The following is a 12,654-nucleotide window of genomic DNA, read 5'->3' as shown; positions in this document are numbered from 1 at the left end:
ATGCGCCTGCTCCGCATGCCGCTGGCCGCGGCGTTGAGCGCCCTCGTGCTCGGCGGCTGCATGCTCGGCCCCAACTACACCAAGGCCCCGCCGGTGGCCGATGCGGCCATGCAGGCCCCGGCGCTGCATCGCGCCAGCGGCGCCGAGGTGGTGGCCGCCGCACCGTTGAACCACTGGTGGGAGGAGCTGCACGACCCGACCCTGACCCAGCTGGTGACCCAGGCGCTGGCCGACAGCCCCAACCTGCGCGCCGCGCAGGCACGCCTGCAGGCCAATCGCGCCCTGGCTCGCCAGCGCCGCGCCGAGCGCCTGCCCAAGCTCAATGCCAGTGCGGTGTACGCGTACGCCGAGCCGCCGCAGACCATCGTGGACACCCTGGGCGGGCTGCAGAACGGTCAGCAGGGCCAGCCGCCCGCGCAAGGCAGCCAGGCGCTGGATCTGGAAAAGACCGAGATCTACAGCGCCGGCTTCGACGCCAGCTGGGAGCTGGATGTCTTCGGCCGTCGGCGTCGTGCCGCCGAAGGTGCGCTGGCCCAGGCACAGGCGTCCGAGGCCGAATTGGCCGACGCACAGGTGCAACTGGCCGCCGAAGTCGGGCAGGTGTACCTCAACTACCGCGGCTTGCAGGCGCGGCTGGCGATCGCCGATGCCAATCTGGACAAGATCCGCCAATCGCTGCAGCTGGTGCAGCAACGCCGGAGCCAGGGTGCCGCGTCGGACCTGCAGGTCGAACAGATCGCCACCCAGGTCCAGCAGCAGCAGGCGCAACGCCTGCCGCTGGAGATGCAGGCGCAGGAAGCGCAGGACCAGCTGGCGCTGATGGTCGGGCGCGAGCCCGGCGCGCTGGACGCCCAGTTGAGCACGGCCCAGCCGTTGCCGATGCTGCCCACCCAGGTGCGCGTGGACGATGCCGGCGCACTGATCCGCCGTCGCCCGGACGTGCGCAAGGCCGAGCGCGAGCTGGCTGCCTCCAGTGCGCAGATCGGCGAGGCGCTGAACGGTTATTTCCCGCAGGTGAGTCTGCTGGGCGGCCTGAGCTGGGTGGCCGGCTCACCCAGCGATTTCAATTCCGATGCGTTGACCACGCTGGCGGTGCCGATGCTGCGCTGGTCGATCTTCGATTTCGGCAAGACCCGTGCGCAAGTGGATCAGGCGCGCGCCGGCAACGCCGGCCGCGAGGCGGCCTACGAGGCGGCGGTGCTGGGTGCCTTGCAGGATGCCAATGCGGCGCTGTCGCGTTTCGGCTCGGCGCGCAAGCAGCTGGTGGTGGCGCGCCAGGCCGAAGCCTCGGCCACGCGCTCGGCCGGGCTGATGCAGCAACGCCGCGATGCCGGCGCCACCTCGTCGATCGACCTGCTGGATGTGCAGCGCCAGCAGCTCTCCGCGCAGGACGCCGCCGCGCAGGCGCAGGTGCAGCTGCTGGTGAACTACGTGGCCTTGCAGAAGAGCCTGGGGCTGGGCTGGAGCGAGGCGCCGCAGGAAACGCGGTGAGGCGACGGTTGCGGTGATCGTGAGGCGGGCGCGGGCTGGAGCGGCCCGCGCCGGTTTATCTCGTCTGTGTCGCCCCACCGCACGAGTGAGTGTCCTGGTCGCTGAGCTGCAACAGCCATGATCGCGTGACCTACGACACCTGTGCTGTCGCTGCGCGTAGTGATGCGATACGCACCGGCGGCTAGCACCGCGCCGTTGGCCGATCACCGCGGCATGCAATACCACGGGAGGGCCCGCTTTCCCGCACATCCCCGGCTAGCCGGTCCTGCAGCGGACACAGGCTTTTGTCATGATGACGCGCAGACTCCGTGCATGGCGCCTGCGCCTGCCGCCATCGAGAGAATTCATGTCACTGCCCGAGGCCATGTCGCCACCTTCCAGCCCTGCCGATGCCGGTTATCTGTCCATCGACGCGGTGCGCAAGGAGTTCGACGGCTTCGTTGCGGTGGACGATGTCAGCCTGCAGATCCGCAAGGGCGAGATCTTCGCGCTGCTGGGCGGGTCGGGCAGCGGCAAATCCACGCTGTTGCGTTGTCTGGCCGGTTTCGAGCGGCCCACCACCGGGCGCATCACCCTGGATGGCCAGCCCATCGACGCGCTGCCGCCATACGAGCGCCCGATCAACATGATGTTCCAGTCGTATGCGCTGTTTCCGCATATGAGCGTGGAGCAGAACATCGCCTTCGGGCTGAAGCAGGAAGGGCTGTCGAAGGTGGCGGTCACCACCCGTGTCGGCGAGATGCTGGAGCTGGTGCAGCTGGGCGCGCTGGCCCGGCGCAAGCCGCATCAGTTGTCCGGAGGCCAGCAGCAACGGGTGGCGCTGGCGCGCTCGCTGGCCAAGCGGCCCAAGCTGCTGTTGCTGGACGAGCCGATGGGCGCGCTGGACAAGAAGCTGCGTTCGCAGATGCAGCTGGAACTGGTCAACATCATCGAGACCTCTGGCGTCACCTGCGTGATGGTCACCCACGATCAGGAAGAGGCGATGACCATGGCCACGCGCATCGCGCTGATGGACCAGGGCTGGATCCAGCAGGTCGGCACGCCGGACGAAATCTACGAACAACCGGCCAATCGTTTCGCCGCCGAGTTCATCGGTTCGGTGAATCTGGTCGATGCGGTCATTGCCGAGGATCAACCGGACTACGTCGCCTTGAAGACGCCTGCCTTCGACGCCCCGATCCGTATCGGCCATGGCATCACCGGCTTCGAAGGGCAGGCGGTGGCGTTTGCGCTGCGCCCGGAAAAGCTCGCCATCGGCAAGGACGAGCCGGCGCAGGCCTGCAACAAGGCGCAGGGCGTGATCGAGGACATCGCCTATTTCGGCAGCCATTCGGTCTATCACGTGCGCCTGCCCAGCGGGGTCAAGCTGATGGCCAACTTCGCCAATCGCCAGCGCTGGGCCAGCGAAGCACTGACCTGGGGCGATGCGGTGTGGGTGGGTTGGGGCGAGGACGACGGCGTGGTGCTCACCGCATGAGAGCGGCCAGCAAAACTCCTGCGCAGCCGCCAGGGGGGCGCAGCCGGTGCTCGGAATCCTCATGTACCACCCGTACACTGCGGTTCCTCCGCGCCGTCCGCACCCCCCTGGCGACTGCTCGCTACGTTTTGCTAACCACTCTCCGCCGCGGGGTGCCGGGTGCGCGCTGGGGCGTGATCGCCGCGCCATATCTCTGGTTGCTGGTGTTCTTCGCGATCCCGTTTTTGATCGTGCTGAAGATCTCGTTTGCCGAGCGCGCCACCGCGATGCCGCCGTATACGCCGTTGTTCGCGTATGCGGCCGATGGCGCGGTGAGCGTCAAGCTGCATCTGGGCAATTATCTGCTGCTGCTGCGCGACAGCCAGTACGTGGCCGCGTACCTGAGTTCGATCAAGATCGCGGCGATTTCCACCGCACTGGCGTTATCGATCGGTTACCCGATGGCGTATGTGATCGCGCGCCTGCCGCTGGCCACGCGCAACGTGGCGATGATGCTGGTGGTGCTGCCGTCGTGGACCTCGTTCCTGATCCGCGTCTATGCCTGGATCGGCATCCTCGATGGCAATGGCCTGCTCAATCAGGCGTTGCTGGCGATCGGTGTGATCCGGCAGCCGCTGCAATTGCTGTACACGCCGATCGCCGCCTATATCGGCATCGTCTATTGCTACCTGCCTTTCATGGTGTTGCCGCTGTACGCCAATCTGGTCAAGCACGACCAGCGCCTGCTGGAAGCGGCCTACGACCTGGGCGCGCGTCCGTGGCAGGCGTTTGTAAGCATCACCTTGCCGCTGTCGCGCAACGGCATCGTGGCCGGCTGCATGCTGGTGATGATTCCGGCGGTGGGCGAGTTCGTCATTCCTGAAATGCTCGGCGGCCCGAATACCTTGATGATCGGCCGCGTGTTGTGGGGCGAATTCTTCAACAACCGCGACTGGCCGGTGGCTGCAGCGGTGGCCACGGTCATGTTGCTGGTGCTGCTGGTGCCGATCGTGATCTTCCACCGTTACCAGCAGCGCGAGCTGGAAGGGCGGCTGACATGATGCGCGCCTCGCGCGGTGGGCGCGTACTTGGGGGTGGCATCCTCGCGCTGGGGTTCGGCTTTCTGTATCTGCCGATCCTGTTGCTGATGGTGTATTCGTTCAACGCCTCGCGCCTGGCCACGGTGTGGGGCGGCTTTTCCACCCGCTGGTATGGCCAATTGCTGCGCGACCGGCAATTGCTGGACGCGGCCTGGGTCAGTCTGGAGGTCGCGTTCTGGACCGCTTGCGCATCGACCGTGCTCGGCACCATGGCGGCCATGGCGATGGTGCGCATGCGCAGATTCCCGGGCAAGACCGTGTTCGGTGCCTTGATCACCGCGCCACTGGTGATGCCGGAAGTGATCATCGGGCTGTCGATCCTGTTGCTGCTGGTCTCGATGGGCGGGGTGCTCGGTATCGCGCCACGCGGCGCGGTGGCGATCTGGGTGGCGCATGTCACCTTCACCGTGTCGTTCGTGACGGTGGTGATTTCCTCGCGCCTGCAGGAGCTGGACCGCTCGCTGGAAGAAGCCGCGATGGACCTGGGCGCCACGCCACTGAAGGTGTTCTTCCTGATCACCTTGCCGATCATCGCCTCGGCCCTGGCCTCGGGCTGGCTGCTGGCCTTTACGCTGTCGCTGGACGATGTGGTGATCGCCAGCTTCCTGGCCGGGCCCAGTTCCACCACGTTGCCGATCAAGGTGTTTTCGTCGGTGCGGCTGGGCATCAGCCCCAAGATCAATGCACTGGCCACGCTGATGGTGCTGGCAGTCTCGATTGCTGTGGTGATTGGCTGGTGGCTGCTGGCGCGCAGCGAAAAACGCCGCCTGCGCGATCAGCAGCTGGCGCAGCAAGACGCGATTGCCTGAGCGCGCGTTCTCCTCCCTCTTTCTGTTCCATTGTTCTGCAGGCCCCTTTCAGGGGCCGCACGGTGCGCGTTGCACGATGAGGTGCGGCAGTGCGTCGCGGCGCTGGCAAACACAGCGTTGCACCGATTTCAGCCGGCTGTGACGCGGCTACAACTTTCCGGCGACTAGCATGGCGGCCTTGCTATTGGAGAACGCCATGTCCTACGACACCGTCAACCCGGCCAATGGCCAGGTCGAGCACACCCAGCACACCCTGGACGCCGCCGGCATCGAAGCGCGCCTGGCCGCTTCGGCCAAGGCATTCCCGGCCTGGGCCGCATTGCCGCTGGCCGAGCGCGGCGCCTTGCTGCGACGCGTCGGCGAAGAGCTGACCAAGCGGCGCGACGACCTGCAACGCATCATGACCGCCGAAATGGGCAAGCTGCGCCACGAGGCGCTGGCCGAGGTCGACAAGTGCGCGCAGGCCTGTGCGTATTACGCCGATCATGCGGCCGAGTATTTGGCGCCGCACCAAATTCCAACCGAGGCGCAGTCCAGCTATGTGCGCTATGAGCCGCTGGGCTGCGTGTTTGCGGTAATGCCCTGGAATTTTCCGTTGTGGCAGGCATTTCGATTCCTGGCGCCCGGCCTGATGGCCGGCAACGTGTCGCTGCTCAAGCACGCCAGCAATGTGCCGCGCTGCGCCGATGCCATGAAGCAGGTGCTGGACGCCGCCGGTATTCCGCCAGGCGTGTTCGATGTGTTGCACATCGACAACGACCAGGCCGCCGATGTCGTGCGCGACGATCGGATTGCCGCAGTGACCTTGACCGGCAGTGAACGCGCCGGGCGCTCGCTCGCTGCCAACGCTGGCGACCAGTTGAAGAAGTGCGTGATGGAACTGGGGGGCAGCGATGCCTTCATCGTGCTGGACGATGCGGAGTTGGAGCACACGGTGGAATCGGCGGTGCAGTCGCGCTTCGACAACAGCGGGCAGACCTGCATCGCGGCCAAGCGTTTCATCGTGGTCGATGCCATCGCCGACCGGTTCATCGAGCGCTTCGTCGCCGCTGCGTCCAAGCGCGTGGTCGGCGACCCGCAACAGGAAGGCACGACACTCGCACCGATGGCGCGCGCCGACCTGCGCGACGAATTGCACAAGCAGGTGCAGGCCAGCGTGGAGAAGGGCGCCAAGATATTACTGGGCGGCAAGCCGGTATCCGGCTCGCATGCAGGCTATCCGGCCACGATCCTTGACCAGGTCGCCCCCGGCATGCCGGCGTACGACGAGGAATTCTTCGGCCCGGTGGCCTCGATCATTCGAGTGGCCGACGAAGCAGAAGCGGTGCGCGTGGCCAACGACACCAGCTTCGGCTTGGGCGGCAGCGTGTGGACGGCGGACGCCAAACGCGGCGAACGCGTCGCCCAGCAACTGCAGTGCGGCGCCGCCTTCGTCAACGCGGTGGTCAAGAGTGATGTGCGGCTACCGTTCGGTGGCATCAAACGCTCAGGTTTCGGCCGAGAGCTGGCCGATCACGGCATCCATGAGTTCATGAACATCAAGACGATCTATGTGGCTTGAGGTCCGGGATTGGGGATTGGGGATTCGGGATTCGGGATTCGGGATTCGGGATTCGGGATTCGGGATTCGGGATTCGCAAAGGCCAGGGCGCTTCCTTCTCCCGCCGGGAGAAGGTGCCCGAAGGGCGGATGAGGGTACGGGTCGCACGCGACAGGTTTTGGTTACTTTGCTGCATCAACGGCAACTCCCGCGACAAGGCGCGGAAGCTCTGCAATTGTTTCAAGCCTCTGCTCAAGACTTCGGCATTAGAACTTGCGACGGAGAAATACGTGGTAGTCGTAAAAAAGACGAGTAGCTCAATCAAGCCCCAAGCGAAAAATCAGCACTCAGTAGATCGGCTCTACCCATTCCCGAATCCCCATTCCCGAATCCCAGCTCAAAGCCACCGCGCCCGCTTGAACAGGCGATACAGCACCAGGCAGGAGGCGACGATGCCGCCTACCAGCAGGGGGTAGGCGTAGGGCTTGTCGAGTTCGGGCATGTGGGTGAAGTTCATGCCGTACCAACTGGTGATCAGCGTGGGCGCAGCCAGCAGGGCGGCCCAGGCGCCCAGGCGCTTGACCGTTTCGCCCTGTGCCAGCGTCACCATCGACAGGTTGACGCTGAGGGCAGTACCCAGCATTTCGCGCAAGGTGTCGATCGCGTCGTTGATGCGCACCGCATGATCGAGCACGTCGCGCAGGTAGATGCCCACTTCCGAGTGGATCAGCGAGCCGGGGTTGCGCTTGAGGTGCGAGAGCACGTCCTGCAAGGGCGCCACCACCAGCCGCATCTTGTTGAGTTCGCGCTTGAGCTCGTACAGACGCACCACCGTCTCGCGCTTGTAGTCGTCGGCAAAGATGTCCTTTTCCAGGCGTTCCAGCGTGTCGCGGAACTCGTCCATGATCGGCAGGTAGTTGTCGACCACGAAGTCCAGCACGCCATACAGGCAGAACGAGGCACCCATGCGCAGCATCGCCGGCTCGCGCTCGACCCGATGCCGCACCGGCGTGTACGACAGCGATGCGCCGTGGCGCACGGTCAGCAGAAACCGCTTGCCCAGGAAGGCATGCGTTTCGCCATAACGGATACGCTCGTTGACCAGCTGGGCGGTATTGACCACCACGAACAGCGAGTTGCCGTAACTCTCGGCCTTGGGGCGCTGGTGCGCCTTGAGCGCGTCTTCGATCGCCAGGTCATGTAGGCCGAACTCGTCCCGCAGCTTGTGCAGCACCGATTCCTGCGGTTCGTACAGGCCAACCCAGACGAAGCCGTCCGGGCGCTCCAGCACGTCGCTGATCTGCTCCAGGCTAATGTCGTGCCGCTCACCGTCGCCGTCGTAGTACGCGCAGGTGATGACGCAGGACGGGTTGTCTGGATGGCGGCCGTGGTTGTTCATGGGCGCAGCGTCAGGTCAGCGTCGAGAGAGCGACACGTCGCGCGACTGCAGGGCGATCGCGAGCGCGGCGTGGATCGGCAACAGCAGCATCACCCACTGCAGGTTGTCCTGGGCCTGGAACGACAGCCAGTGGATCACCAAGGCCAGCAGCGCCCCGGCTGCCACCAGCCAGGACAGCACATTGAACCAGCGGCCAGGCCGATGGCCCAGCTGCAGCCGGATGCCACCAAACCACAGCAGCAGACACAGTGGATTGACCAGCAAGAGATTGCGGTTGGCCCACGCGGATTGATGTGCGGTGAAACCCCACAGATACGCCAGCAGGCCCCCGCCGATGGCGCACAGCAGCCAGAACGGCAGCGCCAGCCCGGCCAGCAGACGGTGCCGGCGACGCAGTGCCAGCACGCCGGCGGCCACCAGTACGCCGGCCAGCAACCACGGCCACCAATGTCGCTGCTGTTCGGCAGGCTCGGGCGCGATGCGGTGCGGCAGCAGCACCTGGGTGGATTGCACCAACGGCCGGCCGGCGCTGTTGTGCGCCTGGGTCAGGCTGTCGGCCAGGCGCATCGGCACGAATGCTTCTTCCCAGCGCGACAGCGGGCGATCGGCGTACGGCCCCAGCCCCAGGTCGAAGCCCAGCCACATCCACGGGGCAGGGGAGGCCAGGCGCACCGCCTCGCTGCGGTAGGTATTGCCGCGCGAGCGGCCGGCCAGTTGCGATTTCAGCGTGCCGCCCATGGCGCGATCGAGCGCATCGCGCACCATCGTGGCGCAGTTGGCTTCGAAATAATCGTAGTGATAGCGAGCGTTTTCCGGTCGGCTGCGGACAGCCAGCCCATCGGCAAGCGCGCGTGCCTGCTCGGCCGGCAGATCCAGCCACTGCACGCTGACGCCACGGCCGACGTTGCGGTATTGCGACAGGTCTTCTTCCAGCGGCAGCGCCACCAGGTAATACATCATTTCGCCACGTGCGAAACGCGGCACGAAGTCCGGCTCGCTCGGGTCGAAGAAGCCGAAGTTGTATGAGGTGGCCTGCTGGGTGAGTGGGTCGACCACCACGATGGCGTCATGCCCGAAGCGTTCGAAGAACACTTCGCCGGGTTGCATGGTCACCACGCCAATGCGCGGCGCCGGTGCGGCAGCTGGAGCAATGGCCGGGGCAGCCTCGCCCTGCACAGCCTGGGCCATGGCGAGCGGCGCTGCCAGCAACATCATCAGCAGCAGCGCCCAGCAGGCGAGCCATCGCCGGGCGCCACGGCGCTGCGGCGCCGTGCCGGCACTGCGGGCGAACGGGTTCAAGCGTCGTCCTGCGGGTCGGGCGGCAGGATGGTGACGTGGAAGGCGTGCACGCGGCGCGCGTCGGCCTTGGCCACGCGGAATGCGAAGCGTCCCAGCGTCAGTTCTTCGCCGGTTTCCGGCAGATGGCCGATCGCATCGGTGACCAGGCCACCGACGGTGTCGTACTCGTCGTCGGGGAACTCGGCGCCGAAGCGCTCGTTGAAGTCCTCGATCGGTGTCAGCGCGTCGACCACGTAACGGCCATCGGCCTGGATGGCGATCAGCGAATTCTCTTCCTCGGCGTCGTCGTGCTCGTCGTCGATCTGGCCGACGATCTGCTCCAGCACATCCTCGATGGTGACCAGGCCGGCAACGCCGCCGTACTCGTCCACCACGATCGCCATGTGGTTGCGCGACAGACGGAATTCCTTGAGCAGCACGTTGAGCTTCTTGGACTCGGGGATCAGCACCGCCGGGCGCAGCAGCTCGCGCACGTTGCCGGGCCCGTTGTCGGCGACCACGCCGCGCAACAGGTCCTTGGCCAGCAGGATGCCGAGCACTTCGTCCTTGTTCTCGCCGTGCACCGGGAAGCGCGAATGGCCGGATTCGACCACCTGCTTCATCAGGTCGATGAAGCGCGCTTCCACCGGCAGGGAGACCATCTGCGAGCGCGAAATCATCACATCGCCCACGGTGAGCTCGGCGACGGAGATCGCGCCTTCCATCATGCGCAAGGTGTCTGCGGCGATGAGACCGTCCTGTTCGGCGGTACGCAGCAATGCAACCAGTTCGTCGCGGGTATGGGGTTCGCCGGAGAAGGCCGCGCTCAGGCGTTCGAGCCAGCTGCGGCGTTTTTCGGGGGTTTCTGAGCTGTAGCTACTGTCGTCTTCGGACATCGTGACGGGGGACGGCACCCGGCGAACCAGGCATTGGGCCGCAGTCTAGCAGGAAGCCGGCAGGACGCCGTGCCCGGTGCCGGTCTCAGGGCAGATCCAGGCTATAACCGCAGCCCACCACGGTCTTGCCCGGGTGCGATTTGACGTTGGTCACGCTGAGCACCACCGATTCGATCATCGCCTCGCCGGTCTTGGGGTTGGTGGTGTCTTCGCTGACCAGCTCGCGGCCGTACATGACCTTGTCGGCGTTATCCACGCCCAGTTCCAGGTCCAGTTGCTTGGCCAGCGGGCGCGGATCGGGTAGGTCCAGGATCGCCATGATGCTGGCGCCGGAAAAAGCGATGTGGTTGGTGCTGTGGCCGAACACGCTGATGGGCGTGTTGAGGGTGTATTCGGTCATGAACAGGTTGGACTGGTCCAGCGGCGTCCAGCCCAGCGCCACTGCCTTGAGCGGGTCGGCCAGCACCGGCGCCAATGCATTGAAGTCGCCGATGCGCTGGCGGCATTCGATCAACGCCGGCAGGTCGGGGCGTACCGGCGCGCCCTGCGCCAGTACCGCTGCCGGACTCAGCAGCAGGCAGCTCACTGCGATCAGCGCGCGCATCAACGCTCTCCCGCGTAGGGGTCTTCGATCCCCAGGTCGGCCAGGATCTCGCGTTCCAGCTGCTCCATCGCATCGGCCTCCTTGTCGTCTTCGTGGTCCCAGCCCAGTAGATGCAGGGTGCCGTGCACGGTCAGGTGCGCGTAGTGCGCGGCCAGTGATTTGCCCTGTTCTGCGGCCTCGCGCGCCACCACCGGCGCGCAGATCACCAGGTCGCCCAGCAGCGGCATCTTGATGCCCTTGGGCAGACCCTCCGGCAGCTCGGCCGGGAAGCTCAGCACATTGGTGGCGTAGTCCTTGCCGCGGTAGTGGTGGTTGAGCGAGCAGCCTTCCTTCTCGTCGACCACACGCACCGCCAGATCGGCCTCGCGGATGCGTCCCTTCAGCGCGGCAGCCACCCACTTGCGAAAACTCACCGCAGACGGCAGGCCTGCGCGTGGCAACGCATAACTGACGGCGACGTCGAGGCGGACGGGTCCACGGGTCATGGCGAGCGCTTCCTGGGCAAAGAGATCAACGGGTGCAGGTGATCAGCAGGAGCGCCGTGGGCCCATTGGGCACGCGGTAGCTCGAGCTGCCAAGCGGGCCGCGCCCGCAACCGTGATTGTAATCGCGCACCCGCACGCTTGAAACGAACCCGGGCTGATCGTGCAACCAGACCGCCGCAATGCCGTCTTCCAGCAACTTGCCGATCAGCAACTGGCTGGCGCGGTGCGCATGCGCGACCGGTGAACTGTCGCAACCGCGTGCATCGTTGACCGTTCCCGGCAGATCGAGCAACCAGCGTGCCGAGGGATACCCGGGCACCATCGCCTGCAGCGTTGCGGTGGGAACACTGATGCTGACAGCTTCGGTAGACAGGGAAAGACAAGGCGGCCTCACCTGGACGGCCGGAATGACATCGCGGTCGACGATCTCTGGCGGTAGCGGCGTCTGGCTGGCGTTGACTGATGCCGGCGTTGCCATTGCAATTGCCAGCATCAGGCCGGCAATTGTCCTGCTCACTCGGGATTGCCCTTGGCAGCGCTTTCCTGCTGGTCGCGCTTCTCATAAGCAGTGACGATGCGTTGCACCAGCGGGTGGCGTACCACGTCGCGCGCTTCGAAGAAGGTGAAGCTGGCGCCTTCCACGTCACGCAGCACCTCGATCGCATCGCGCAGGCCGGACTTGACGTGCTTGGGCAGATCGATCTGGGTCAGGTCGCCGGTGACCACCGCGGTGGAGCCGAAACCCAGGCGGGTCAGGAACATCTTCATCTGTTCGATGGTGGTGTTCTGCGCCTCGTCCAGGATCACGTAGGCGTCGTTGAGCGTGCGGCCGCGCATGTAGGCCAGCGGGGCGATCTCGATGACGTTCTTCTCCAGCAGCTTGACCACCTTTTCCACGCCCAGCATTTCGTACAGCGCGTCGTAGAGCGGGCGCAGGTAGGGGTCCACCTTCTGGCTGAGGTCGCCGGGCAGGAAGCCGAGCTTCTCGCCGGCTTCCACGGCCGGGCGCACCAGGATCAGGCGCTGTACGCGCGATTCGTTCAGCGCTTCCACCGCACTGGCCACCGCCAGGAAGGTCTTGCCGGTGCCGGCCGGGCCGATGCCGAAATTGATGTCGTGGGTGGCGATCGCATGCAGGTACTTGGCCTGGTTTGCGCCGCGGCCACGCACGGTGCCGCGCTTGACCTTGATCGCCACGTCCTGCGGCTGGTATGCGCGCTCGACCACGTGCTCGACATTGGCATCGTTCAGGCGCAGGTGGATGGCGTGGTTGTCGAAGGTGATCGAGGCCGCTTCGTCGTACAGCGCGGTCAGCAGCTCCTGGGCGGCGGTGATCGCCGGCTCCGGGCCGGTGACGCGGAAGATGTTGCCGCGGTTGGCGATCTCCACGCCGAGCTTGAGTTCGATCTGGCGCAGGTGCGCGTCGAAGGGGCCGGCCAGGTTGGCCAGGCGCTCGGTGTCTTCGGGCTGCAGGGTGAAATCACGATAGGCAGGTGCGTTCATGGTCGGATCGGACAGCGCGTGCGGCGTCGGTAGGGCGGCAGGTGAGGGTAGCGCGCAGGGTGTGATCCCACCAACACACCGGCGGTCGGCGAC

At 65.7% G+C, this 12,654-nt stretch carries 12 protein-coding genes and 1 other RNA gene; 6 read left to right on the top strand and 7 right to left on the bottom strand.

Features of this window, described 5'->3' with window-relative positions; all coding sequences use genetic code 11:
- From HG421_RS09925 to HG421_RS09900, 6 genes are all read left to right on the top strand, one after another.
- Nucleotides 1–1,491 carry an efflux transporter outer membrane subunit gene (locus HG421_RS09925; protein ID WP_169706247.1) on the top strand — a complete coding sequence of 497 codons (1,491 nt, stop codon included), beginning with the start codon at nt 1–3 and terminating at the stop codon, nt 1,489–1,491.
- Between the two features lie 346 nt (nt 1,492–1,837).
- Nucleotides 1,838–2,968 carry an ABC transporter ATP-binding protein gene (locus HG421_RS09920; protein WP_169706246.1) on the top strand — a complete coding sequence of 377 codons (1,131 nt, stop codon included), beginning with the start codon at nt 1,838–1,840 and terminating at the stop codon, nt 2,966–2,968.
- A 61-nt stretch (nt 2,969–3,029) separates the two neighbouring features.
- Nucleotides 3,030–3,105: non-coding RNA, sX9 sRNA (locus tag HG421_RS09915), on the top strand.
- Nucleotides 3,097–4,008 (top strand): ABC transporter permease subunit, encoded by a 912-nt coding sequence (locus HG421_RS09910; RefSeq protein ID WP_169706245.1) that lies wholly within the window; start codon nt 3,097–3,099, stop codon nt 4,006–4,008. Before HG421_RS09915 ends, HG421_RS09910 begins: the two co-directional genes overlap by 9 nt.
- Nucleotides 4,005–4,856, top strand: a complete 852-nt coding sequence (locus tag HG421_RS09905; protein WP_169706244.1) for an ABC transporter permease subunit — start codon at nt 4,005–4,007, stop codon at nt 4,854–4,856. Before HG421_RS09910 ends, HG421_RS09905 begins: the two co-directional genes overlap by 4 nt.
- Before the next feature lie 196 nt (nt 4,857–5,052).
- A complete protein-coding gene (locus tag HG421_RS09900; RefSeq protein WP_169706243.1) occupies nt 5,053–6,417 on the top strand; it encodes an NAD-dependent succinate-semialdehyde dehydrogenase in 1,365 nt (454 codons plus the stop codon).
- A gap of 376 nt (nt 6,418–6,793) precedes the next feature.
- On the opposite strand, the gene HG421_RS09895 is transcribed toward HG421_RS09900, so the two are convergent.
- From HG421_RS09895 to HG421_RS09865, 7 genes are all read right to left on the bottom strand, one after another.
- Nucleotides 6,794–7,795, bottom strand: a complete 1,002-nt coding sequence (locus tag HG421_RS09895) for a magnesium and cobalt transport protein CorA (RefSeq protein ID WP_169706242.1) — start codon at nt 7,793–7,795, stop codon at nt 6,794–6,796.
- 15 nt (nt 7,796–7,810) lie between these two features.
- Nucleotides 7,811–9,094, bottom strand: a complete 1,284-nt coding sequence (locus HG421_RS09890; RefSeq protein WP_169706241.1) for a DUF4105 domain-containing protein — start codon at nt 9,092–9,094, stop codon at nt 7,811–7,813.
- Nucleotides 9,091–9,969 (bottom strand): HlyC/CorC family transporter, encoded by an 879-nt coding sequence (locus tag HG421_RS09885; protein ID WP_064510615.1) that lies wholly within the window; start codon nt 9,967–9,969, stop codon nt 9,091–9,093. The genes HG421_RS09890 and HG421_RS09885 overlap by 4 nt, the downstream gene beginning before the upstream one ends.
- A gap of 85 nt (nt 9,970–10,054) precedes the next feature.
- Nucleotides 10,055–10,573, bottom strand: a complete 519-nt coding sequence (locus HG421_RS09880; RefSeq protein ID WP_169706240.1) for a hypothetical protein — start codon at nt 10,571–10,573, stop codon at nt 10,055–10,057.
- Entirely contained in the window at nt 10,573–11,058 is a 486-nt protein-coding gene (gene ybeY, locus HG421_RS09875; RefSeq protein WP_005989771.1) for an rRNA maturation RNase YbeY, read from the bottom strand. The genes HG421_RS09880 and ybeY overlap by 1 nt, the downstream gene beginning before the upstream one ends.
- 25 nt (nt 11,059–11,083) lie before the next feature.
- Complete coding sequence (locus HG421_RS09870) at nt 11,084–11,575, bottom strand: hypothetical protein (protein WP_169706239.1); 492 nt, start codon at nt 11,573–11,575, stop codon at nt 11,084–11,086.
- The gene (locus HG421_RS09865) at nt 11,572–12,561 is read right to left on the bottom strand and encodes a PhoH family protein (protein WP_169706238.1); all 990 of its coding nucleotides are present in this window, start codon (nt 12,559–12,561) and stop codon (nt 11,572–11,574) included. The genes HG421_RS09870 and HG421_RS09865 overlap by 4 nt, the downstream gene beginning before the upstream one ends.
- Nucleotides 12,562–12,654 lie beyond the last annotated feature (93 nt).

The organism is Xanthomonas campestris pv. badrii, from assembly GCF_012848175.1.
Classification (GTDB): Bacteria; Pseudomonadota; Gammaproteobacteria; order Xanthomonadales; family Xanthomonadaceae; genus Xanthomonas; species Xanthomonas campestris_C.
Note: the sequence above shows the minus strand (reverse complement) of the source record. Positions and strands in the feature narration are given on the sequence as shown.

Bases quoted from the DNA above. Each gene is read 5' to 3' on its own strand.
- HG421_RS09925 (WP_169706247.1), top strand. From the start codon at position 1: ATGCGCCTGCTCCGCATGCCGCTGGCCGCGGCGTTGAGCGCCCTCGTG.
- HG421_RS09920 (WP_169706246.1), top strand. From the start codon at position 1,838: ATGTCACTGCCCGAGGCCATGTCGCCACCTTCCAGCCCTGCCGATGCC.
- HG421_RS09905 (WP_169706244.1), top strand. From the start codon at position 4,005: ATGATGCGCGCCTCGCGCGGTGGGCGCGTACTTGGGGGTGGCATCCTC.
- HG421_RS09900 (WP_169706243.1), top strand. From the start codon at position 5,053: ATGTCCTACGACACCGTCAACCCGGCCAATGGCCAGGTCGAGCACACC.
- HG421_RS09895 (WP_169706242.1), bottom strand. From the start codon at position 7,795: ATGAACAACCACGGCCGCCATCCAGACAACCCGTCCTGCGTCATCACC.
- HG421_RS09885 (WP_064510615.1), bottom strand. From the start codon at position 9,969: ATGTCCGAAGACGACAGTAGCTACAGCTCAGAAACCCCCGAAAAACGC.
- HG421_RS09880 (WP_169706240.1), bottom strand. From the start codon at position 10,573: ATGCGCGCGCTGATCGCAGTGAGCTGCCTGCTGCTGAGTCCGGCAGCG.
- ybeY (WP_005989771.1), bottom strand. From the start codon at position 11,058: ATGACCCGTGGACCCGTCCGCCTCGACGTCGCCGTCAGTTATGCGTTG.
- HG421_RS09865 (WP_169706238.1), bottom strand. From the start codon at position 12,561: ATGAACGCACCTGCCTATCGTGATTTCACCCTGCAGCCCGAAGACACC.